Here is a 23,433-nt window from a genome sequence, read left to right on the forward strand (position 1 = left end):
CCACTCAACGGTCACTCCAGCGCGTAGCGCAGGGTGAACAGCACCGCCACCAGCCACACCGCCGGATGCACTTCGCGCCAGCGCCCGGTACCGGCCTTCAGCGCGGCATAGGCGATGAAGCCGAACGCCAGGCCGTTGGCAATCGAGTAGGTGAACGGCATCGCCAGCGCACACAGCGCCGCCGGCACCGATTCGGTCAGGTCGCTCCAGTCCACTTCCACCAGCTCGCGCAGCATCAGGCCGGCCACGAACAACAGCGCCGGCGCGGTGGCATAGCTGGGCACCATCGCTGCCAGCGGCGAGAACAGCAGTGCGGCCAGGAACAGCGCCGACACCACCAATGCGGTCAGGCCGGTGCGGCCGCCCACCTGCACGCCCGAGGCGCTTTCAGCGAAGGCGGTGGTGCTGCTGGTGCCCAGCATCGAGCCTGCAACAATCGCGGTACTGTCGGCCAGCAGCGCGCGGCCGAAACGCTTCTGCGCACCCGGCAGTTTCAGCAGGCCGGCGCGGCCGACCACGCCGTACAGGGTGCCGGTGGCATCGAACACTTCCACCAGCACGAACACCAGCACCACCTGCAGCAGCACGGCGATCGGCGCGCCGCCGTCGTGGTGCAGCAGGCCCGGCAGGTCCAGCTGCAGGAAGGTCGGGGCCAGGCTCGGCGGCAGCGACACCAGGCCCTGGTACTGCACGTCGCCCAGCGCCCAGCCCGCGCCGGTCACGGCCAGGATGCCGATCAGGATCGCACCACGGATGCGCCGTGCTTCCAGCACCGCGATCAGCAGGAAGCCGGCCAGTGCCAGCAGCGGCGGCGCCGTGTTCAACGGGCCCAGTGCCACCAGCGTGTCTTCATTGCCGACGATCACGCCGGACTTCTGCAGCGCGATGATCGCCAGGAACAGGCCGATACCGGCCACGATGGCCGAGCGCAGCGATGAGGGAATGCCCGACACCAGCCATGCGCGCACACCGGTCAGCGACAGCACCAGGAACACCAGGCCGGAAATGAACACCGCACCAAGCGCCTGCTGCCAGGGCAGGCCGGCGGCACCGACCACGGTGAAGGCGAAGAACGCGTTCAGGCCCATGCCCGGCGCCATGCCCACCGGGAAGTTGGCGGCCAGCGCCATCACCGCCGAACCCAGCGCCGCCGCCAGGCAGGTGGCCACGAACACCGCACCTGCATCCATGCCGGTGGTGCCGAGGATCTCGGGGTTCACGAAGACGATGTAGGACATCGTCAGGAAGGTGGTCACACCGGCCAGCAGCTCGGTACGCACGGTGGTGCCGTGCTGCTGCAGCTGGAACAGGCGTTCGAACAGGGACATGGGGCTTCTCGCGAAGGTGTCGCCAGCAAGCGGGCGACCCACAGAAGGAGAAAGGCCGCGCGAGCGCGGCCTTTCCGGTTGCCTTACTTCAGCGCCTTGAAGCGCAGGCGCTTCGGCGCCGCGTCGTCGCCCATGCGGCGGCGCTTGTCTTCTTCGTACTCGCGGTAGTTGCCCTGGAAGAACTCCACGTGCGAGTCGCCTTCGAACGCCAGGATGTGGGTCGCGATGCGATCCAGGAACCAGCGGTCATGCGAAATGACGAAGGTGTTGCCCGGGAACTCCAGCAGCGCATCTTCCAGCGCACGCAGGGTTTCGATGTCCAGGTCGTTGGACGGTTCGTCGAGCAGCAGCACGTTGCCACCCTGCAGCAGGGTCTTGGCCATGTGCAGGCGGCCACGCTCACCACCGGACAGCGAACCGACCATCTTCTGCTGGTCCTGGCCCTTGAAGTTGAAGCGGCCGATGTAGGCGCGCGACTGGATCTCGATGCCGTTGATGTTGAGGATGTCCAGGCCGCCGGCGATTTCCTGGAAGACATTGTGGTTGCCTTCCAGCGCGTCGCGGCTCTGGTCCACGTAGGACAGCTTCACGGTCGGGCCGACCACGATCTCGCCGGTATCCGGCTTTTCCTGGCCGGTGATCATCTTGAACAGGGTCGACTTACCGGCACCGTTCGGGCCGATGATGCCGACGATGGCGCCGGCCGGCACCAGGAAGCTCAGGTTGTCGAACAGCAGGCGGTCGCCGAACTTCTTGGAGACGTTCTTGAACTCCATCACCGCATTGCCCAGGCGCTCGCCCGGCGGGATGAAGATTTCATTGGTCTCGTTGCGCTTCTGGTAATCGACCGACTGCAGCTCTTCCAGGCGGGCCAGACGGGCCTTGCCCTTGGTGCGGCCACCCTTGGCGTTCTGGCGCGACCACTCCAGCTCCTTCTGGATCGCCTTCTGGCGAGCCTTTTCCTGGTTGTCTTCCTGCTTCAGGCGCTCGTCCTTCTGGGTCAGCCAGTCGGTGTAGTTGCCCTTCCACGGAATGCCGCGGCCGCGGTCCAGTTCCAGGATCCACTCGGCGGCGTTGTCCAGGAAGTAGCGATCGTGGGTAACGGCCACCACGGTGCCGGTGTAGCGCGCCAGGAACTGCTCCAGCCATTCCACCGACTCGGCGTCGAGGTGGTTGGTCGGTTCGTCGAGCAGCAGCATGTCCGGCTTCTGCAGCAGCAGGCGGCACAGCGCCACGCGGCGCTTCTCACCGCCGGACAGCTTGCCGACCACGGCATCCCACGGCGGCAGGCGCAGCGCATCGGCGGCCACGTCCAGCTGGTTTTCCAGCGTGTGTGCATCGCCGGCGGCGAGGATCGCCTCCAGGCGCTCCTGTTCCTTGGCCAGCGCGTCGAAGTCGGCGCCTTCCTCGGCGTAGGCCAGGTACACCGCGTCCAGCGCGGCCTGTGCCTGCAGCACTTCGCCCACGCCTTCCTCGACCGCTTCACGCACGGTCTTGGTCGGGTCCAGCTCCGGTTCCTGCGCCAGGTAGCCGACCTTGATGCCCGGCTGCGGGCGGGCTTCGCCCTCGAAATCGGTATCCACGCCGGCCATGATCTTCAGCACGGTGGACTTGCCGGCGCCGTTCAGGCCCAGCAGGCCGATCTTCGCGCCCGGGAAGAAGGACAGCGAGATGTCCTTGATGATCTGCCGCTTGGGCGGGACCACCTTGGACACGCGGTTCATGGTGTAGATGTATTGCGAGGACATGCGGTCTCCGTAGGCGCGGCCCTGCACCCGACCCGTCACGGGAACATCCCGTTGCGGCAGCGGGCACAGACTGAAATGGAATACCGCCAATTATAGCCGGAACCGGTTCCGGGCCGCGCCGGGCAGGGGCCGCCGGGCTGGCCGCGGGCTGAATACTGCGTCACAGTCCAGCCGCGGGAAGCGTTTCCAGCCGGAAACGGTTCAGATCGGGTGCGCAATATGGGCTCACCACCCACCCAAGCAGAGGTCTGACATGCGCATCAATCGAGTAATGGCCGGCGCCGTGGCCTCTGTGCTGGCGCTGGGCGCGGTGGCCCCGGCCTTCGCCGACAACGACCACCGTGGTCGCGACCATGACCGCCGCGAGTGGCGGGAGGATCGTCGTGAGTGGCGCCAGGACCGCCGTGACTGGGAGCGCGACCGCCGCGAGGCCAGGCGCGACTACCGCCAGGATCGCCGCGAGTGGCACCGCGACCATGACCGCTACTACCGCCCAGCGCCGCCGCGCGTGGTGTACCGCCCGGCCTATGGCCCGGGTTATGGCTGGAAGGTCGGCCATCGTTACCGCGACTACTACCGTGGCCCGATCTACGTGGTGAACGACTACCCGCGCTACCACCTGCGCCGCCCGCCGTACGGGCACCAGTGGATCCGCGATGACCGCGGCAACATGCTGATGGTCGCAATCGCCACGGGAATCATCGCTGACTTCGTAATCAACGGTCGTTGATGCGGTGTTGATCGGTGCGGATTTTCCTCCGCACCATCAACGGCTTGCATCAACCTGCGATCGGCGTTGCTTCCCGTTGTTCTGCAAATCATGACGCATACGGCGCGGGCCTGATCTCGCCCCCGGGTTGCCGGGTTACGGTTCAGGCCCGTCGCTTCCAGGAGTTGCGTCATGCAGTCGTTCCAGCTCGGGCGAGCTGTTCCGTTGTTCGCTGCCGTGATGCTGGCAGGTGTTGCCTGCTGGCCGGCAACGGCCGTTGCCCAGTCCACCGTTCGTATCGAGACCATCACGCCCACGCATTTTTCGGTGCTGGATGGGGCCTTGCAGGGAGAGGTGAAAGGCTTCGTCAATGGGACCGAGCCGGTCAACCTGTTTGGTTTTCCCGGCATCAACCATGAAGAGGGATGGAGGGTTTCTCCGTTCCGTATCGGAGCGGGGGCCCGCGACTTCGGTTTCCCGCTGAGGGTAGAGCTGAATGCCCTGGTCCCGAACGGTGTGGCGACATTCTTCGCATCGCCGTCGGACGATGGCCGCTATCGACCGGGTCCCCGGGTGGTCTATCAGAAGCGCGTCGTCCTGCCGCCGCCCGAGATCACGTCGGCGACAGGCAGCCGACGGGCCGTCACCCTGCATGGCAAGGCGCTGCCGGGGGCGCGCGTCGCGCTGGCCGTTGCTGACAAGACGTTCACCACCATGGCCAGTGGCTCGGGAGGTGGTTGGTCGCACACGTTCTCCGATGTCGCGGCAGGTTCGCATGTGGCAAGGGCCAGGGTTGTCGACCTGCGTGGCACGTTTCCCGATTCGGTGGAGGTGACCCGGAGTGTCGAGGCCGAGGCTGACATCATCCGGCCGCTCGCCGTGACCGCCCCGGCTCCTGGCGGACGCGTGGACAGGATCATGAATGTCCAGGGTGTTGCCTCGCCTGAGCGCGGCACGGTGCGGGTGCAGGTCGGCGATGGCCCGGTCGTCGAAGCCACGGTCAACCGTGGTGACCACAGGTGGGGCGTGAATGTGGCCAGCCCGGTGCCCGGAACCGTGCCTCTTGTCGTTTCGCTTCCTTCCACCGGTGAGGTGATCCGGCAGAACGTCCAGGTGGCACCGTTTGGCAATCTGGTGGTTGACCGCTTGGTGTCCTATATCGACATTCCAGGCAAGGCAAATCGTCTCATCGCGAAGGGATTCGTTTCTCTGGATGCAGACGACTTCGACATCCGCTACTACAACAGGGGGCGCGACTGGACGACCCTGGCGATCGCTGATGACGAGGGGCGCTGGAGTCATGAGGGGGCTTACCCGGCAGATCTGTTCCTCGACGTGGCCTGGATCGATGGAACGTTCCACGCCCGGGCGGCCACCATCAGCGTTCCCAGCCGCGGGAATCACCCCATGGATGGCATCAAGGTGCCGGTGCTGTATGCCGGCCCGGAGCTGACCTCGCCACTGCGCGTGCAGTCGACGACAACGCTTGAAGGGTATGACCCCAGCCCGCAGTTCAAGGTGCCGGTTGAGATCACGCTGCCGGACGGTCGCCGGTTGACCGCGATGTCGGGTGCCGACGGTCGTTGGTCCATGCCTGTCGAGGGCCTGCCTCCGGGGCGTCTGGTCATCTCCCTCGGCAAGACGCTGGCACAGACTGGCCAGTACGTGGAGACCACGAGATACACGCTGGAGGTCGTGGGCACGCCGTAGTCCCTGGCTTTCAAAGCGAAACCATACGGGGCCGGATTCCTGCGGGAATGCCGGCCCCGTCTGTTTCGGCCCCAGCAGGTCGGTGCGGGGCTACAATCAGGGGCTGAGCCGTACCCCTTTTCCCTGCCTGCTGGAGTACCCGATGTTCCCGCGTGACGTCCGCATCGAATCCTACGATCCCGAACTGGCCAAGGCCATCGCCGCTGAAACCCAGCGCCAGGAAGACCACGTCGAGCTGATCGCCAGCGAGAACTACACCAGCCCGGCGGTGATGGAAGCCCAGGGCAGCCAGCTGACCAACAAGTACGCCGAAGGCTACCCGGGCAAGCGCTACTACGGTGGCTGCGAGTACGTGGACATCGCCGAGCAGCTGGCGATCGACCGCCTCAAGCAGCTGTTCGGCGCGGACTACGCCAACGTGCAGCCGCACAGCGGTTCGCAGGCCAACCAGGCCGTGTACTTCGCGCTGCTGCAGCCGGGTGACACCATCCTCGGCATGAGCCTGGCCCACGGCGGCCACCTCACCCACGGTGCCAAGGTCAATGCCTCCGGCAAGCTGTTCAACGCTGTGCAGTACGGTGTGAACGACCAGGGCCTGATCGATTACGACGAAGTCGAGCGCTTGGCCCTGGAGCACAAGCCGAAGATGGTCGTGGCTGGTTTCTCGGCCTACTCGCAGGTGATCGACTGGGCGCGCTTCCGTGCCATCGCCGACAAGGTCGGTGCCTACCTGTTCGTCGACATGGCCCACGTCGCCGGCCTGGTCGCCGCCGGCGTCTACCCGAGCCCGCTGGAACATGCCCACGTGGTCACCTCGACCACCCACAAGACCCTGCGCGGCCCGCGCGGCGGCATCATCGTCGCCAAGGGCGCCGACGAAGACCTGGTCAAGAAGCTGCAGTCGATCGTGTTCCCGGGCATCCAGGGCGGTCCGCTGATGCACGTCATCGCCGGCAAGGCCGTGGCCTTCAAGGAAGCGCTGGAACCGGGCTTCAAGGCCTATCAGCAGCAGGTGGTGAAGAACGCCCAGGCGATGGCCAACACGCTGATCGCGCGCGGCTACAAGATCGTCTCCGGTGGTACCCAGAACCACCTGATGCTGGTCGACATGATCGGCAAGGACGTGTCCGGCAAGGACGCGGAGGCAGCGCTGGGCAAGGCCCACATCACCGTCAACAAGAACTCGGTGCCGAACGACCCGCGTTCGCCGTTCGTCACTTCGGGCCTGCGCCTGGGCACCCCGGCGGTGACCACCCGTGGCTACGTCGAACAGGACTGCGTGGACCTGGCCAACTGGATCGCCGACGTGCTTGACGCACCGAACGACGACGCTGTCATCGCCCGCGTGCGCGACGCCGTCAGCGCGCAGTGCCGCAAGTACCCGGTCTACGGCTGATCGAAACAGGGGTCGGATCCCTTCCCGCAGGGAAGGGCTCTGACCCCAGCATCGGAGTGTTCGCGCATGGATGAGCGCCGCCTCAAATATGTGTACGCCGTGCTGGCCGCGCTGTTCGGCCTGCCCAGCCTTTTCGCGGGCGGCGTCGGTGCCTGCATCGCCCTGGTCATGGGGGTGATCGGCCTGGTCTCGCTGGATGCTGACAAGCTGTGGTTCGCTGCCGTCATGTGCGTCTGGGGAACGGCCGCGCTTGCCGGCCTGGTGGCCTGGGTCGCGCTCAGCGTCATCTGGTTGCGTGATGGACTGCAGGGCCTGCGCACGGCCTCACTACGCTGGTGGTGGTTGCTGGGCATGGGCGTGCTGGCGGGCCTGCCGTTGCTGGGATTGGCGATATATACCTTCTCCGGGCTGGGCCCGGCGGTGGTGAGCGGTCTCTTCGCTGGGCCGTCGCTGCTGGTGCCCACCGGCATGCTGATGCTGCTGCGTGCGCGTGCCGATGCCGTGGATGTGCCGCCCGTGCGAGCACGGGTATCGGAGTAACCGCGCATGGATGAGCGCCGCCTCAGATACCTGTACGCCGCGTTGGCGGTACTGCTTGGCCTGCCCAGCCTGGCGATGGGCGGCGCGGTCGCGGTGATGTTCCTGGTTGTTGGCCTGCAATCCTTCGGCGGCAACCGCTCCCCCGATCTGGCGCCACTGCTGTGGGGCCTGGCCGGCGTGGCGGGTTGCCTGGCCTGGCTGTGGATCAGCGCCGGCTACCTGCTGCAGGGCCGGGCCGGCCTGCAGGTGCGCGCGATCTGGTGGTGGCTGCTGCTGCTCGGTGGGCTGGCCGCGCTGCCGGTTCTATGGATGACCGCATGGTTCGGCTTCCAGCAGGGGGGCGCCGCGTTGGAACTATTGCTGCTGGGGCCGTCGATGCTGGTACCGGCCGCCATGCTGGTGTGGCTCAAGCGCCGCGCCTGACGCGGCCAATCAAAGGGAATGGAACGCATGGATGAGCAGCAGCACAAACGATGGATGGGGATAGCGGGCCTGCTGGTGGGCCTGCCCACCGCGGCGGCAGGAGGCACCGTGGCGGTGCTGGGCCTGATATACGTGGTGGACGGCAAGTACCTGGCCGGCAACGAGTCTACGGTGATCGCGCTGTGGTCGTTGGCCGGACTTCTCGGTCTGTTGTCATGGATGTGGCTGACCGGGCTCTTCCTGTGGCGCGGCCGCGATGGTCTGCGCCAATCCCCGCTTGTCGCTTGGATTGGGCTGCTACTGGGGACCCTCGCCGCGCTGGGCGTGGTCGCCGCCACGCTGTATTTCACCTTCAAGCATGGTGAGATAACGACGCTGGGCTTCCTCGGGCTTGGCCCGCCGTTGCTGGTGATGGCGGGGCACCTGGCGTGGCTGCGCTGGGGCGGGAATACTCCGGCGTCGGGGCCGGCCGGCTGAGTGGCGGTCCAAAGCGCGCATCGGGCGCCCATTCCGGCTTTCGCGCAGGCACATCCGCGCAGGCAGCATTTGCTGCTGGACCCTTTCTCAGGTACCTTTGCGACGCTGCCATGACCGTGGCATCTAGGTTGCCCCCTGAGCCAGGCGTTCCATGCATTGCCCCTTCTGCCAACATGCCGATACCCGGGTCATCGACTCGCGCGTCTCTGAAGATGGCGCGACGATCCGCCGTCGGCGTGAATGCGAAGCCTGCGGCGAGCGCTTCAGCACCATGGAAACGGTTGAACTGAAGCTGCCGGCCATCGTCAAGAGCGACGGCACCCGCGAGGCGTTCGACCAGCGCAAGGTGCGGGCGGGTTTCGACCGCGCGCTGCAGAAGCGTGCCGTGGCTGAAGACAAGATCGAGGCGGCGGTGCGCGCGGTGGTTCACCAGCTGCGCATCAGCGGCGAGCGCGAAGTGCCTTCGATCAAGGTCGGCGAGTTCGTGATGAACGAACTGCGCAAGCTCGATCACGTGGGGTATGTGCGCTTTGCATCGGTGTACCGCAGCTTCGAGGACGTGGCCGATTTCCGCGAGGAGATCGAGAAGCTGGAACGTGACCTGCCGTCCAGCACCGAACAGCTGCAGCTGCTGGGCGACGTGATTGCCCTGACCAAGAAGAAGAAGGGCTGACCGCCTCTGTCTTGGTGGGTGCCAACCTTGGTTGGCACTGATGGCATGGATCTCCTTTGCTCTGGTGGATGCCAACCTTGGTTGGCGCCGTACGCTCCATCCACGCATGGCGTGGATCTACCGATGGCGTGCATCCCCACCGGCGGAGGTACCATGGCGGCATGAGCACCTCGTTCTCCGTCCTCGACCACCTGCACATGGCCAACGCGCTGCGCCTGGCCGAGCGCGCCGCTTACACCACCCGCCCGAACCCGATGGTCGGCTGCGTGATCGCCCACGGCGAACGCGTGGTCGGGCAGGGCTGGCACCAGCGCGCCGGTGGCCCGCATGCCGAAGTGTTCGCCCTGCGCGAGGCCGGCAGCGAAGCACGCGGCGCCACCGCCTACGTCACCCTGGAACCCTGCGCGCACTACGGGCGCACGCCACCGTGCGCGCTGGCGCTGATCGAAGCCGGCGTATCGCGCGTGGTCGCGGCGATGCGCGACCCGTTCCCGAAGGTCGACGGCGGTGGCTTCGATCTCCTTCGCAATGCGGGCATCGAGGTCGCCGAAGGCCTGATGGCCGTGCAGGCGCGCGAGCTCAACAAAGGCTTCCTGTCACGCGTGGAGCGCAACCGTCCTTGGCTGCGGGTGAAGCTGGCCGCCAGCCTCGATGGCCGCACCGCGATGGCCGATGGCAGCTCCAAATGGATCACCGGCCCGGCCGCGCGCGAAGACGTGCAGCACTGGCGCGCCCGCGCCGGCGCGATCCTGACCGGCGCCGACACCGTCCTCGCCGACGACCCGATGCTGACCGTGCGCCTGGCCGATACCGAGGTGATGCCGCCGCTGCGCGTGGTGCTCGATTCGCGCCTGCGTTCGCTGGAATGCAGCCGTGTGCGTGAGGGTGGGGCGCCGACGTTGTACCTGCATGACGCAGCGGTAAGCGCACCGGATGCGGCCGACGCCGAATTTGCCAGCGTGCCCAGTGCCGGTGGACGGTTGGATCTGGGCGCGGTGCTGGCCCTGCTGGCCGAACGCGGCATCAACGAAGTGCATACCGAAGCCGGCGCGACCCTGGCCGGTGCACTGCTGCGTGGCGGATGGGTGGATGAGTTGCTGCTGTACCAGGCACCGACGCTGCTGGGCGACAACGGTCGTCCGCTGCTGGCGGGCCTCGGTATCGATGCGATGGACCAGCAGCGCCGGCTGCGCGTGGTGGATCAGCGGCAGGTGGGTGAGGACATCCGGTTGTTGCTGCGGTCGTAGCGCAATGACATGCGCCGGGCATTGTCCGGCGCATGTCGTGGGATGGAACCGCCGGGCATGGCCCGGCGCTACCACTTACCGTCTTACGCGCATTCGTCAGTCCACATCATCTCGGCGATCGGGCGCAGTGCCTTGCACTCCTGCGTCATCGCTTCGGCCGACTGCACCTGCGCCTTGGCCTTCAGTTCCTCGGCCATCGCATCCACGCCGCTGATCTGGTCCGGCGCGATCTTCGCCACGCAGGCGCGGTGCTGCTGCAGCAGCAGGTCGCAGCCCGGTACGCCGGTCACCTTCGGTGCGCTGGCGGCCTGCACGTCCTGCATCCAGTCTTCGAACGGTGCAAGTGCACCGGTCACGGTGCCCACCAGGTCATCGAAATTGCCGCTGTACCAATAGCCGTTGTCCTTGGCCGGGTACAGGGTGAAGGTGCCGCTGACCGGCACGCGCGCACCACTCTGCAGTGCCTGGGTATAGGCATCGGTGAACTGCTTGCGCGAGGCCGGGCTGGCATCGGCGGCCAGGCTGGCGGCGAACAGCGGGCGCACCTTGCCCAGGTCGGGCACCTGGCAGCTGAAGCTGATGCGCGCCAGCTTCTGGTCTTCAACGTATTCGTTGTCTTCGATCACGCTCTTGGTCGCGCGGCACTTCGAATCGCGCAGGGCCTTGGCGTACAGCGCTTCGGTGGCTGCAGCGTCGGTCTTGTCACCGGCGCTGGCCAGCACGGTCTGCCACGGTTCGGCCAGGGCCTTGGCCAATGCGCCCGGGGTCGGGGTCACCGCGTCCTGGCCTTCAAAGGCGGGTTTCAGCGCATCGTTGAGCGTGCGGGTAGCCGCCGCGTCGTCTTCCAGCAGGGTACGCGCGTACAGGTCGAACGCCTGCTCGGGGGTCAGCTGGGCCGATGCAGCGCCGGCCATCAGCGGGGCGCACAGCAGGGCGCTGGCCAGCAGGGTACGGGTGAAGGTCTTCATGACGGTGTTTTCCTGTTCCAGAGGCGCGCAAGCCTAGCGCATCCCGCCGTACTTTCGATGGCGACCAGCGGTCGCATGGCGGTTGCACTCCGGCCAAAAAAACGGGCCCCTTGCGGGGCCCGTTCGATCGCTCGACGAGAAGCGATCGTTGGATCAGAAGCTGGCGCGCACGCCAACCGAGTACTGGGTGACGTCGCGGTAGCCGGAGATCTCGCCCACCAGGCCCCAGGTCTTGGTGAAGTTGATCTGGCCGCCGACGGTGCCGACCCAGGTGCCCTTGAAGTTGTTGCCGCCATCCATGTAGCCGGCCTTGGCCCAGGCTTCGGTCATGCGCGACGGCTTGCCGCGGATACCCATGGTGACGCGGCCCAGGTTGGTGTGGTCCTTGCCGTGGTAACGCACGCCGTCATAGCGCAGGGTCGATTCGGCGTTCTGGCGCACCCAGGCGGCATCGGCGGTGAAGTCCACGCGGTCGGTCCACGGCATGTGGTAACCAATGCCCAGCTCCGGCTGGTTCAGTTCCAGCTTCAGCGAATCTTCGCCGTAATGGCGGGTCTTGCTGGTACGCGACCAGCCGCCGAACACGTAGACCTGTTCGGCCAGCGCGACCGAACCACGCAGGTAGCCGCCGTCGACCTTCGGGTCGTCCAGTGCGTTGTCGTCAACCTTGACCTGCGTCCAGCCACCTTCAACGTAGGTGTAGCTCAGGGCGTCGGCCGACGCGGTGAACGGGGCGGCGGCCAGCAGGGCGGCCACGATCAGGATCTTGCGCATGGGAATTCCTATGAATTTCAGTCCATTGGCGGGCCTGCCCTTGCGGCTGCCCGTGGCGACATCATGTCGTCCGGTGCAGGATTTTAATGAAAGTTTTACAAATTGCGAGCGACGGCCGTCACAGCTGTGGCATCCGACCCCGTTCAGCCCGGGCTGTTACACTGGCTACGCCGGTTCGCCGGTACACAAACGTCTTCAGGGCGGGGTGCAATTCCCCACCGGCGGTAGGTGCGCAAGCACGAGCCCGCGAGCGCCCCGGCCCACGGCCGGGGGTCAGCAGATCCGGTCCAATGCCGGAGCCGACGGTCATAGTCCGGATGAAAGAAGACGGTGCCACAGGGCGCATGCCCTGTGCGTGCCTGTTTGCCTTGCGGCGTTTTTCGCTCACATTCCGCGGAGAACGTTACTTGTTTACTGGAATCATCGAAGGCGTCGGCCGTCTGGCTGCACGCGACCCCATCGGCGGCGATGTCCGCTTCACCTTCAATGTCGGGAATCTGCCGTTCGACAACGTGCAGATGGGCGAGAGCATTGCCATCAACGGCGTCTGCCTCACCGTCATCGCATTCGACGCCAACAGCTTCCAGGCCGATGCCTCCACCGAGACCCTGGGCCTGACCACGCTGGGCCAGCTGGGCGAGGGTGCGGTCATCAACCTGGAGCGCGCCATGCGCCCGACCGACCGCCTCGGCGGCCATCTGGTCAGCGGCCACGTCGATGGCCTGGGCCAGGTGCTGTCCATCCACGAAGACGCGCGTGCCCAGCGCTGGCGTTTCGCCGCGCCGGCCTCGCTGCGCCGCTACATCGCCAAGAAGGGCTCGATCTGCGTGGATGGCGTCAGCCTCACCGTCAACGAAGTGGACGAGGAAGGCTTTGAAGTCGCCCTGATCCCGCACACCGTGGCCAACACCGCCTTCTCCGCCTCGGGCGTGGGCAGTGCGGTCAATCTTGAAATCGACCTGGTCGCCCGTTACGTCGAACGCCTGCTGGGCGAAGGAGCACGCGCATGAATTTCGCCCCGATTCCGGAAATCCTGGAAGACATCCGCCTGGGCCGCATGGTGGTCATCGTCGATGACGAGGACCGCGAGAACGAAGGCGACCTGATCATGGCCGCCGAGCTGGTCAAGGCCAGCGACATCAACTTCATGGTCACCCACGGCCGTGGCCTGGTGTGCCTGCCGCTGAACCGTACCCGCGCTGCCGATCTGGGCCTGGCGCCGATGGTGCAGGCCAATACCGCGCAGTTCCAGACCAACTTCACGGTCAGCATCGAGGCCGCCGAGGGCGTCACCACCGGCATTTCGGCGCATGACCGCGCCCACACGATCCGCACTGCGGTGAAGCCCAACGCCAAGCCGTCGGACCTGCACCAGCCGGGGCACATCTTCCCGCTGATTGCCCAGCCGGGCGGCGTGCTGACCCGCGCCGGCCACACCGAAGCCGCGGTGGACATGGCCATGCTGGCCGGGCTGGAGCCGGCCGGCGTGCTGGTGGAGATCCTGAACCCGGACGGCAGCATGGCGCGCCGCCCGGAACTGGAAGTGTTCGCGCGCGAGCACGGGCTGAAGATGGGCTCCATCGCCGATCTGATCGCCTACCGCCTGGCCACCGAAAAGACCGTTGAACGCGTGGACGAGCGCGAGATCGACACCGAATTCGGTCCGTTCAAGCTGGTGACTTACCGCGACCGCATCGCCCACGACCTGCATTTCGCTCTGGTCCGTGGCACGCCGGATGCCGATACCCCGACCCTGGTGCGCGTGCAGGTGGAAAACCCGCTGGCCGACCTGCTGCACTGGCGCCGTGACGATTTCGGCGTGGCCGCCACCGATGCCCTGCGTGCGATCGATGCCGAAGGCGCTGGCGTGATGGTGGTGCTGCAGGCCCCGCGTGATGGCGAATCTCTGCTGGCCCGCCTGCGCCAGCAGCCGGCGCCGGTGGTGCCGGGCAAGGACAAGGACGTGAGCCAGTGGCGCCGCAACGGTGCCGGCGCGCAGATCCTGTCCGACCTGGGCCTGGGCAAGCTGCGCGTGCTGGGCACCCCGCGCCGCCAGATCGGCCTGGCCGGCTACGGCCTGGAAGTGGTGGAGACGGTGGGCTGCTGAGGCCATCGAGAACCCTTGTAGAGCCGAGCCATGCTCGGCTCGCGCGCAGCGCGGGTTCTCCCGTCCGGTGCCAGACAGGGCAGCCGAGCATGGCTCGGCTCTACAGAAGGCCCTCTGAGGTTGCCGGCCAGCGGCCGGCACTACCTCCGCCAACGGTGGGTGCCGTCCACGCCCTCTCCGGTGGGTGCCGACCGTTGGTCGGCACGCTCCCGGGCCCCCGCCAGCCACGGCCGGGGCCCATCCACGCTAGAATTACCCCTTAATCGAATCCCCCAAGCCGCATATGAGCCACTACGAAGGCGATCTTCGCACTCCCGAGTCGGCGCGCTTCGCCATCCTGGCCAGCCGCTGGAACGCCCGCATCACCGATACGCTGGTCGCTGGCGCCCGCCAGAGCCTGGCCGGCAACGGCATCACCGAAGCCAACATCGACGTGATCCGCGTGCCGGGTGCCTGGGAGCTGCCGCTGGTGGCCGCGCGCCTGGCCGCCGCCCATGAACACGCCGCCATCCTCACCCTGGGCTGCGTGATCCGTGGCGACACCCGCCACTACGAACACGTGGCCGACCGCTGCGCCGAAGGCCTGATGCGCGTGCAGCTGGATTTCGGCGTGCCGGTGCTGAACGGCGTGCTGGCGGTGGAACGCGTTGAAGACGCCGAGGCCCGCGCAGGCGGCAGCCACGGCAACAAGGGCGAGGAAGTCGCACTCGCCGCATTGGAAATGGTCAATCTTCTGGAGCAGCTGCCATGAACAAGAACACCCAGGGCAAGCCCTCCGGTAAACCCGTCCGCCGCGATGGCGTCGACCCGGTGCTGCGCTCGCGCGCGCGCCGTCGTGCCGTGCAGGCCATCTACGCCTGGCAGATCTCCGGCGGCAACGCGCAGTCGCTGATCGCCCAGTTCGCGCACGAGCAGGCCCGTGAAATCGCCGACCTGGCGTATTTCGAGGCGCTGCTGCACGGCGTGCTCGACAACCGTCGTGATATCGACGAAGCCCTCGGCCCGTACCTGGACCGTGGTATCGAGGAAGTGGACGCAATCGAACGCGCGGTGCTGCGCCTGGCCGGCTACGAGCTGCGTTACCGCCTGGACGTGCCGTACCGCGTGGTGATCAACGAAGCCATCGAATCGGCCAAGCGCTTTGGTTCCGAACACGGCCACACCTACGTCAACGGCGTGCTGGATCGTGCCGCCGTGGAATGGCGCAAAGCCGAATCGGGTCACTGACCCGTTTCTGCTTCTGGTGGATGCCAACCTTGGTTGGCATGGCCGGGAACCTGTTCCGAACTCCGAACGGCGCGGAAACCTGCCTTGATCCTTGAACGGCGCGGGAACCGGCTTGGATCTTCGAATGGCGCGGGAACCTGCTTTGATCTTTGAACGGCGCGGGAACCGGCTTCGGACTTCGAACGGCGCGGGAACTTGCTTTGATCTTTGAACGGCGCGGGAACTTGTTTTGGTAGAGTCGACTGTTAGTCGACTGCCTTTTGATCAGCAGTCGTGGTGTCGGACGGGAAAGCAGTCGACTAACAGTCGACTCTACCCCGTCGGTTTCCCGCCGGTTCCATCCGTCAGGTTTCCCGCCAGTTCGATGCAGCAGGCTTCCCGCAGGTTCCATCCGATCGGTTTCTCATCGATTTCCCCACCGGCACGATTCAACCGCGCCCGCCGCCCATCCATGCACCCCGCCGGAGCGCCCCATGTCCCTGGCCGAATTCGCCCTCATCGACCGTATCCGCGCCCGCACCCTCGAGCGCGACGACATCCTGCTCGGCATCGGCGATGACGCTGCGCTGCTGCAGCCGCGTGCAAACGAGCAGCTGGTGGTCACCGCCGATACGCTCAACAGTGGCGTGCATTTCCCGGTGGAAACTCCGGCCTTCGACATCGGCTGGAAGACCCTGGCGGTCAATCTTTCCGATCTGGCCTCGATGGGCGCGCGCCCGGCGTGGTGCACGCTGGCCCTGTCGCTTCCGGAAGCCACCGAAGACTGGATCGAAGCTTTCGCTGATGGCTTCTTCGCCCTCGCCGACCAGCACGACATCGCACTGATTGGTGGCGACACCACGCGCGGCCCGTTGTCGCTGTCGGTCACTGCGATGGGCCAGGTCGGCCGTGGCCAGGCACTGCGCCGCGACCGCGCGCAGGTGGGTGATGACATCTGGGTCAGCGGCACGCTGGGCGATGCCGCTGGTGCACTGCGCCTGTGGCAGCAGGGCGCACTGAACGTGGCCACGGCCACGCTGCTGGCCGACTACGAAAGCCTTCGCCTGCGCCTGCTGCGGCCCACGCCGCGCGTCACCCTCGGCCTGCGCCTGCGTGCGTTCGCGCATGCGGCGGTGGACGTGTCCGACGGCCTGCTGGCGGACCTCGGCCACATCGCCACGCGCAGCAACGTAGCCGCGCATGTTGATGCCGATCTGTTGCCGATTTCGAATGCGCTGCGTGAGCTGCTCGGTCGTGAGGCCGCGCGTGAGTGCGCACTGCGTGGCGGCGACGACTACGAGTTGTGCTTCACTACTGCCGCCGACCAGCGCGATGCGCTGCATTACTTGGCCGAATCGCTGGATCTGCCACTCACCCGCATCGGCCGCATCGCCGAAGGGCAGGGCGTGCATGTGGATGGCGAAGCCGCCGACGGCGGCTACCAGCACTTCGCCTGAAGCACGGCGGGGGCGCGCTGCTGTGGTGGGTGCCAACCTTGGTTGGCACTGATCTGTCAGGCGTGTTTGCCAACGGTGTGTCGACCAAGGTCGACACCTACCAAAGCGAAACTGGTGTGCCGACGCACCGCTGTGGTGGGTGCCAACCTTGGTTGGCACCGATCTGTCAGGCCTCGTTGCTGCCTCCGTGTCGACCAAGGTCGACACCTACCAAAACGCGAGTGTGACAAGCGGAAACGCCGGGCATTACCTGGCGCTTCCGCGCTGCTGTGGTGGGTGCCAACCTTGGTTGGCTCTGATCTGTCAGGTGTGTTTGCCAACGGTGTGTCGACCAAGGTCGACACCTACCAGAGCGGAAACACGTGGCCCATGCCCGACGTCTTTGCCGCAAAATCAGGAAAGGTTGTAAATCGACAGCAGTCGCCCGCCATTGCAACTTGTTGTATGGAGCCGGGCGCTCGCCACGTGGAAACTGCGCGCTCTCCGTAAAACGGGCTTGCCATGTTGCGCGCTCTTTCCCTCCTGTTGCTCCTGTTCGCGGCGGCTCCCGACAGCCGCGCCAGCCCGCCACAGATCAATGTGGGCGCCCTGTTCGACTATCTGGCGCCGGGCAGCAGCAGCCAGCTCAAACGCATCCGCAATACCGGCGAGAACACCGCCTATGTGCGTGTCGAAGTCACCCAGATGCACTTCCAGGACGACGGCAAGGTAACCGAGACTGCTGTGGATGCAGCGGCCTTGTCGCGCAACGAGAGCGGCAGCCACGGCGTCATCGCCAGTCCCAATCGCCTGATCATCGCCGCGAACGGGCAGCAGGCCGCCCGATTGATCTATCGCGGTCCTCGTGATGTCGAGCGCTACTACCGCCTGCGCTTCATCCCCGTGGCCCCGAATGCCGAGGAATTCGCGCTCAGCGAAGAGCAGGCCCGGCAGGCCCAGGCTGTGAGTTCAACCGTCCAGCTGTTCACTGGATTTGGCACCGTGTACTTCGTTGCGCCTGCCAACGTGCGTTACCAGACCCGGGTTGAAGGCACGGTCGTGCACAACGAGGGCAACGCAACCGTGGTGCTGGACAACCTTCGCTACTGCGAGCGATCCAGGCCGGATGCATGCAGCGCGGGCATCATCGCCCACATCCGGCCGGGCAGGTCCTATCAGTTGCAGGCCGGTGCCGATCAGTACAGCCGCTACGACATTCGTGAAGGTGATATGCGCCGCAGGATCGACTCGCGGCGCTGAGTCGTTTTCTCTCTGCCGAACATACCCGCCAGGTCCGCCAGGAACCTGGCTGGGGAACTGTTGCCGTGTTCCTGGCGATCCCTTTCGTTCACCCAAACCCTGGAGCATTCCATGAACCTGAAGAACACCCTCCTTGCTGCTGGTGCAGCACTGCTGCTGGCACCGTCGGCCAGCTTCGCCGCGGTCGAGTCGAAGACCATCACCGTCAACGTTGTCGCCGAAGTGCAGAACACGGCTGGCCTGCAGGTGTCCACCCCCGACGGCTGGGAAGGCCTGCCGCAGACCCTGCCGTGGGATACCGCCACCGGCACGCTGAAGGAACTGACTGGCCGCGTGATCAACGTCAAGTCGCCGGCGGCAATCAGTGCCTACCTGACGGCCCCGGCACAGATGGCATCGGCAGCCGATGTGGTTGATCTGCAGGCGAAGATCAACAACGTCGAAGTGCCGGCCACTGCCGCGTCCAAGATCGTGGTGGCGACCGATACCCAGGCTGCCGCAGGCAAGTCGCTGGCCTTCGCCATCGCACCGGTGGCCCCGGCGGGCGGCTACGTGGCAGGCAACTATGCCGGCCAGTTCCACATGATCTTCGAAAGCGACATTCCCTGAGCACGCATGCTGCCTGCGGCGCGTGAGGCGCCGCAGGCAGCTCGTCTGGAATCCACTTCCCATGCGCTCCCGCATCCCCCAGCTGCTGCCACGGGTGGCCCGCCTGTCCGCCGCGATTGCCGCGCTCTTCGCCGCACCCGCAGCGTTGGCGGCCGGCGCCGCGCTGGGCGATCTTCCCAGCCTGTTGCAACAGCGCGAACGGATGCCGGCCGAGTTCCGCTCGCACCTGTTTGGCAGCCCGCTGACCGTGCGGGTGGAACTGGATGGCCGTTATCTGGGCGATGCCGAGGTACTGCTGCACGAAGACAATCGCGTGCAGGTGCTCGGCTTCAGCGACGTTGACGGCAGCGATGCATCGGCCGCTGAGCGCGCCCATTGGGGCGAAACGCTGGCCGAGCCAATGCTGCTGGGCCTGTGCAGCCAGCACTGCCGTGGCCTGGTCGGCCTGCACTACAGCCTGGCCAGCTCGCAGCTGAGCCTGTTGACGCCCGATGACGGCAGGCAGGCGCCCGAGCAGCGGCATCTCACCCTGCCCGAGCGCGGCAGTGCCGGTTTGATCGTGCGCAACAGCGTGGCCGTACATGCCGGCCAGCAACAGCAGACCGCCGCGCGCTACAGCGCCGAAATGCGCGGCAGCATCGGGCACTGGAGCACCGTCGGCAGTTACCAGTACTACACGCAGGAGGGCAGTGCAGAGCACTACCTCAGCGCACTGTATGCACAACGCGAGCACGGCGACCACTTCATCCGTGCAGGCTACTTCCTGCCGACGTTCGAAGGCATCATCCGCCAGCCGCGCGCACCAGGCACGCAGAACGACACTGCGCTGGGGCTGATGCTGGGCTCATCGGACGTGCTGCTGGCCGACAGCGGCAGTCCCAGCCTGTATCCCGTGTACGTTACTGCCAGCCGCGAAGGCGTGGTGGAGATCTACCGGGACGGGCGCCTGCTGTCCACCCAGGCGGTCACACCGGGCCTGCAGGAGATCGACACCCGGCGCCTGCCGGGGGGCATCTATGACGTTGAACTGCGCGTGGTCGAGGACGGCCAGGAGGTTTCGCGCGAGTCCGGCAGCATCCACAAGCCCAGCCGTTGGCGCGACCCTACGCGCCGCTGGCGTTACAGCATGTTCGCCGGGCAGCAGCGCGGGCTGCTGGACAGCCAGCGCACCACCGGCAACGGTGATGTTGCAGCGGGCGCCGTGGTCAACTATCTGCTGCATCCGCGCGCCGTGGTGGGCGCCACCGCGCAGCGCATCGGCGAGCGCCATGCCGCCGGTGTATCACTGGACTGGCAGGCCAGTGACAGCTTCAGCACCTTCACCAACTTCTATACCTCCCGCGATGCCGGCCGTGGCATGGACCTGCAGGCGCTGCACCGCTACCGCGCCGGTACGATCGTGGCCAACCACGCACGTAGCTGGGCCGAGCAACGCGACCGCCTGCACCCTGCCAACGGTGGCCCGCCACGCTGGGAAACCCGCGGCGGCTGGCAGGACACCACGTCACTGTCGATCACCCATCGCTTCAGCCACCGCGACAATGCCAGCCTGCGCGTGGCGCGCAGCTCCGGCTTCACCCGTGGCACCGGCATCGATGTGTCCTATGGCCGCCGCGAGACCGTGTTCGGCCGCCACGATGTGAACTGGCGCGTGTCGGCCTACGATCGGCCAGGCAGCCGTTTTACGCATTACCGCCGCCAGCGTGGTGTCGATCTGACCGTCAGCCTTTCGCTGGGCAATGAGCAGCGCAGCTACAGCGGCAGCCTGGGCAGCCGTACCGGCGATTCTGGCCGGCGTGATGCCTACGCCAGCGCCACGGTTACCCAGCGCGTCGACAATCCGGTGCTGCGCAGCCTGAACGGCATGGTCAGCGTCGATGGAGGCGGTGTTGCAGCAGGCGCCGGCGCGCAGATGCAGAGCCGGGTGCTGGAGGGCGACATCCAGGTGCAGCGCAGCAGCGGCCAGGGCCAGATCAGCGGCAGCGCCAACCTCGACAGCACCCTGGTGCTGGGCGGCGGTCACGCGGCGCTGTTGGGCCAAGGGCGCACCCACAGCGCCGACACCGGCATCATCGTCGATGTGCGCAGCGACTTTCCCGGCATCGCGCTGCGTGCCGATGACCGGCACGGCGGTGGAGTTTCGCTGCGCCCGGGGCGCAATTTCGTGCCGGTGGCCGCATATCGTGCCGGACATGTGCAGTTCGATTTCGAAGGTGCGCATGCACCGGCCGCCACCCTGCAGCCGGCGCTGGTCAGCTACCACCTCAACAAGGGCGGCGTGATGCATGCCACGGTGGATGTGCTGCGCACGTTCACCGTGATGGGCCAGGTGCTGGATGCTGACGGCAACGGTGTGCGCGGCGTGCATGTCATCAACCATGCCGGTCGCAGCGTCAGCCAGGACGAAGGGTTCTTCACCCTGGAGCTCAGCGCCCGTGCACCCACGGTGGAACTGCGCTACCCCAACCACATCCGCTGCGTGCTGACCCTGGAAGAGCAGCGCTATCCGCGCGAAGGCGACGTGCTGATGGTGGGCGGGGTGCTGTGTCCACCGGCTATCGCCACGCAATGACACCTATCCCTTCGGGTTGAACTGGAACATTTCCATGCGATACGCGCTTACGGCACTCCTGTTGGTCACCCTATGCTGGGCAGCGCCTGCCTCCGCACAGGTTGCGGAAGTCACTGTCACTGGAGCATTCCGGCCAAACGCGCTGCGACCGGGACAACGCGAGTTCGAGAACACCACGCCTCGCGGTAGTTTCTGCAACTGGCGGCCGGACGAATGTGCAAAGAGTGGTGCTTACATCTTCGATCTGGGTGGCGGCGAGTACTGGACAAAATCTGGTGAAGGGGACAACGCATCGCCACGCGATACCACCTATGTCCGATTCCCCGCAGCTCGCACGGTGACGTTCCGTGATGCAACCAGCGGCGCGAGTTTTGACGTACGCATCAGTTTCGTTGCCATCTCTCTGCGGCTGCTCTTCGGCAATGGCATCGATCCCTGGTACTACGGGATCGGCGGTGGTTGCACCGCGATTCGTGGCGCCGGTGGAGTGGGGTGGTCCAACGGCGGCTGGGGCCTACTTGACCCACTCGCGCCACAGGCCTGTTACAGCTCTCGGGCGAGAGACGGAAGGAGCTATTCCTATAGAAACGTTGGCATTGGCATCAACGTTGAGCTGCCGAATGCGACGTCGCTACAGGTTGGGAAGTATGAAGCGCAGGAGAGCTGGACCACAGGTGGTGCAGAAGCCGATATCGATCTTGGAGACAACATCACGGGCGTTCAGATGATCCGGATGAACTTCGTGTTCGATGTGATTCATGACTTTCAGGTGCGTTTCGCAAGCGATGCACCACGCGTCCAGCTGGCTCCTGAGGGAGGGTGGCCACAATGGACCGATCACGGTCGGCTGCCAGCCTCGATGCGGCAGGACCTGCCGTTCTATCTGACGTCGTCGCTGGATTTCAGCGTCAATCTGCGTTGCGAGCATGAAGCTGCCGGCCGCTGTGCGATTCGCGAGCGCGGCGGGGATGGCGGCGTGCCGCTGGATGTCGATATCACAATGCCCGGGATGCGCGACATGCGTGATAACCGTCCTGCACAGGACACTCCCCTTACCAGCGACGATGCGACGGCGCCACATTTCACCCCGGACAGCTATCTTGTCCAGCGGCGGTCCCGCCTGCGCTTCATCGCTGGCCGTGAGGCGGTTGCCAGGATGTTCGAGTCGCCGGGATCAATATGGGAAGGCAACGTAACCGTTGTGTTCGACGTTGATCCATAGCGCATGCGGAAAGCGATCAGCTGCCATCCATATCGGTCGAATCGCTGAAGGACAGGTCGCACGTGGGAATGACCTGGCTAGCGGCGCCGGTTGCCTGCGCTCCGGCTGATCAACGGCGCGGTCATGGCCCAGCACTGCCGTGCTGCCGTGGTAGGTGCCAACCTTGGTTGGCACTGATGTGTCAGGCCTCGTTGCCAGCCCCGTGCCGACCAGGGTCGACAGCTATCCAAACGGGGTTGCGACGAGCAGAAGCGCCGGACATTTCACTACGGACCTGAGCGCTTTCCGGCCGTTCTCGTGGCTGGTCGCTCAAGCCGCGCGCAACTGCACATCCACATATTCGGCCAGCCCACGGCAGGCCAGCAGCAGGCCTTCGCGTTCGCCATCGCCCATCGACTGGCTGACCTCGCCGTCCACCCGCACACGCTCGGTGGCGTGCAGCAGTTCCAGTAGAAAGGTCAGCCCAGCATTGGCGCGGTCGATGCGCGCCAGTGCAAGCCGCTGCCCCGGCGTGCGGCCATTGGCGGGCCACGGCTGTCCATCGGCGGCATCGCCCTGGCGGATGTGCTGCAGGCAGGCCTGCAGGGTTACAGGGTTGCTGTCGTCGCCATCCTGCAGCGAAATGAAGGTGTCTTCCAGTGTGCGCGCCAGATCGTCGGGCAGGCGCGCGTCGGCTTCGCCGAGGGTGGCGAACAGGTGCGGGTACTTTGACTTGGTCATGGCAGCTTCCTTGTGTGCGAAACAGGAAGCCACCCCGCTTAACAGCGAGGGTGGCGGACGGTGCGTGGTTGCAATACCGGTGATCAGTGTCGCCAAATGCCGGCGGGCACGAGGCCCCCACGCACCGCCCGCCAAAGATTCGCGGACAGAATGCCTGCCGACGCCACCCAGGCACGAGGGAAGGCGGTGACGCCGGCAGGCAAGCGTAAACGACACTAATCAAACGGGATTGCAAGCCCGTGCCACCCTTTGTCGGTGGCAGATGCATGATGCGCACGAAGGTGCTGCTGTACCAATCAGAAGAGTTT

General features: G+C 66.0%; 22 protein-coding genes and 1 riboswitch. Of the genes, 17 read left to right on the forward strand and 5 right to left on the reverse strand.

Translation table 11 applies throughout. The features are described 5' to 3' along the window. Positions 1-11 precede the first annotated feature (11 nt). On the reverse strand, positions 12-1,328 hold the full coding sequence (locus tag AC5P88_RS01315) for an NCS2 family permease (RefSeq protein ID WP_005408048.1): 1,317 nt from the start codon (positions 1,326-1,328) through the stop codon (positions 12-14). A gap of 83 nt (positions 1,329-1,411) precedes the next feature. Then, positions 1,412-3,076, reverse strand: a complete 1,665-nt coding sequence (ettA, locus tag AC5P88_RS01320) for an energy-dependent translational throttle protein EttA (protein ID WP_005412220.1) — start codon at positions 3,074-3,076, stop codon at positions 1,412-1,414. A gap of 253 nt (positions 3,077-3,329) precedes the next feature. Between ettA and AC5P88_RS01325 the strand changes: the two genes are divergently transcribed. From AC5P88_RS01325 to ribD, 8 genes are all read left to right on the forward strand, one after another. Further along, the gene (locus tag AC5P88_RS01325; RefSeq protein WP_106549192.1) at positions 3,330-3,806 is read left to right on the forward strand and encodes an RcnB family protein; all 477 of its coding nucleotides are present in this window, start codon (positions 3,330-3,332) and stop codon (positions 3,804-3,806) included. A gap of 171 nt (positions 3,807-3,977) precedes the next feature. Further along, positions 3,978-5,495, forward strand: coding sequence for a hypothetical protein (locus AC5P88_RS01330; RefSeq protein ID WP_495224077.1), 1,518 nt, complete (start codon positions 3,978-3,980; stop codon positions 5,493-5,495). 142 nt (positions 5,496-5,637) lie between these two features. Continuing rightward, complete coding sequence (glyA, locus tag AC5P88_RS01335) at positions 5,638-6,891, forward strand: serine hydroxymethyltransferase (protein WP_010481990.1); 1,254 nt, start codon at positions 5,638-5,640, stop codon at positions 6,889-6,891. 66 nt (positions 6,892-6,957) lie between these two features. Beyond that, a complete protein-coding gene (locus tag AC5P88_RS01340) occupies positions 6,958-7,431 on the forward strand; it encodes a hypothetical protein (protein ID WP_495224079.1) in 474 nt (157 codons plus the stop codon). Positions 7,432-7,437: 6 nt separating this feature from the next. After that, a complete protein-coding gene (locus tag AC5P88_RS01345) occupies positions 7,438-7,854 on the forward strand; it encodes a hypothetical protein (RefSeq protein WP_495224080.1) in 417 nt (138 codons plus the stop codon). Between the two features lie 27 nt (positions 7,855-7,881). Then, positions 7,882-8,331, forward strand: a complete 450-nt coding sequence (locus AC5P88_RS01350; RefSeq protein WP_447386544.1) for a hypothetical protein — start codon at positions 7,882-7,884, stop codon at positions 8,329-8,331. Between the two features lie 151 nt (positions 8,332-8,482). Then, a complete protein-coding gene (gene nrdR, locus AC5P88_RS01355; RefSeq protein WP_004143350.1) occupies positions 8,483-9,004 on the forward strand; it encodes a transcriptional regulator NrdR in 522 nt (173 codons plus the stop codon). Between the two features lie 161 nt (positions 9,005-9,165). Then, a complete protein-coding gene (gene ribD, locus AC5P88_RS01360) occupies positions 9,166-10,251 on the forward strand; it encodes a bifunctional diaminohydroxyphosphoribosylaminopyrimidine deaminase/5-amino-6-(5-phosphoribosylamino)uracil reductase RibD (RefSeq protein WP_106549196.1) in 1,086 nt (361 codons plus the stop codon). An 83-nt stretch (positions 10,252-10,334) separates the two neighbouring features. Here ribD and AC5P88_RS01365 read toward each other — a convergent pair whose 3' ends face one another. Continuing rightward, positions 10,335-11,219 (reverse strand): hypothetical protein, encoded by an 885-nt coding sequence (locus AC5P88_RS01365; protein WP_106549197.1) that lies wholly within the window; start codon positions 11,217-11,219, stop codon positions 10,335-10,337. 153 nt (positions 11,220-11,372) lie between these two features. After that, positions 11,373-11,993, reverse strand: a complete 621-nt coding sequence (locus AC5P88_RS01370; RefSeq protein ID WP_106549198.1) for a hypothetical protein — start codon at positions 11,991-11,993, stop codon at positions 11,373-11,375. Between the two features lie 187 nt (positions 11,994-12,180). Beyond that, positions 12,181-12,326, forward strand: a riboswitch (FMN riboswitch). Between the two features lie 74 nt (positions 12,327-12,400). On the opposite strand from AC5P88_RS01370, the gene AC5P88_RS01375 reads away from it, so the two are divergent. The 9 genes from AC5P88_RS01375 to AC5P88_RS01415 all read left to right on the forward strand — a co-directional run bounded on the left by AC5P88_RS01375 (position 12,401) and on the right by AC5P88_RS01415 (position 22,405). After that, the gene (locus AC5P88_RS01375; protein WP_111111055.1) at positions 12,401-13,003 is read left to right on the forward strand and encodes a riboflavin synthase; all 603 of its coding nucleotides are present in this window, start codon (positions 12,401-12,403) and stop codon (positions 13,001-13,003) included. Continuing rightward, positions 13,000-14,100, forward strand: coding sequence for a 3,4-dihydroxy-2-butanone-4-phosphate synthase (gene ribB / locus AC5P88_RS01380; RefSeq protein ID WP_495224082.1), 1,101 nt, complete (start codon positions 13,000-13,002; stop codon positions 14,098-14,100). Before AC5P88_RS01375 ends, ribB begins: the two co-directional genes overlap by 4 nt. Positions 14,101-14,383: 283 nt before the next feature. Next, positions 14,384-14,851 (forward strand): 6,7-dimethyl-8-ribityllumazine synthase, encoded by a 468-nt coding sequence (gene ribH / locus AC5P88_RS01385; RefSeq protein ID WP_010481977.1) that lies wholly within the window; start codon positions 14,384-14,386, stop codon positions 14,849-14,851. Beyond that, positions 14,848-15,327, forward strand: coding sequence for a transcription antitermination factor NusB (gene nusB / locus AC5P88_RS01390; RefSeq protein WP_495224083.1), 480 nt, complete (start codon positions 14,848-14,850; stop codon positions 15,325-15,327). The genes ribH and nusB overlap by 4 nt, the downstream gene beginning before the upstream one ends. Before the next feature lie 473 nt (positions 15,328-15,800). After that, positions 15,801-16,763 (forward strand): thiamine-phosphate kinase, encoded by a 963-nt coding sequence (thiL, locus tag AC5P88_RS01395; RefSeq protein WP_495224084.1) that lies wholly within the window; start codon positions 15,801-15,803, stop codon positions 16,761-16,763. Between the two features lie 501 nt (positions 16,764-17,264). After that, positions 17,265-18,002: a fimbrial biogenesis chaperone gene (locus AC5P88_RS01400; RefSeq protein ID WP_495224085.1), complete on the forward strand. Its 738-nt coding sequence runs from the start codon at positions 17,265-17,267 to the stop codon at positions 18,000-18,002. A gap of 111 nt (positions 18,003-18,113) precedes the next feature. Next, positions 18,114-18,611 (forward strand): CS1 type fimbrial major subunit, encoded by a 498-nt coding sequence (locus AC5P88_RS01405; RefSeq protein ID WP_495224087.1) that lies wholly within the window; start codon positions 18,114-18,116, stop codon positions 18,609-18,611. 61 nt (positions 18,612-18,672) lie between these two features. After that, complete coding sequence (locus AC5P88_RS01410; RefSeq protein ID WP_495224088.1) at positions 18,673-21,183, forward strand: TcfC E-set like domain-containing protein; 2,511 nt, start codon at positions 18,673-18,675, stop codon at positions 21,181-21,183. A 34-nt stretch (positions 21,184-21,217) separates the two neighbouring features. Further along, positions 21,218-22,405, forward strand: a complete 1,188-nt coding sequence (locus AC5P88_RS01415; protein ID WP_495224089.1) for a hypothetical protein — start codon at positions 21,218-21,220, stop codon at positions 22,403-22,405. Between the two features lie 309 nt (positions 22,406-22,714). Here the strand turns inward: AC5P88_RS01415 and AC5P88_RS01420 are convergent, their stop codons facing one another. Beyond that, entirely contained in the window at positions 22,715-23,125 is a 411-nt protein-coding gene (locus AC5P88_RS01420) for a hypothetical protein (RefSeq protein WP_495224091.1), read from the reverse strand. Positions 23,126-23,433 lie beyond the last annotated feature (308 nt).

This window comes from Stenotrophomonas sp. YJH_SMC_8 (assembly GCF_059371315.1).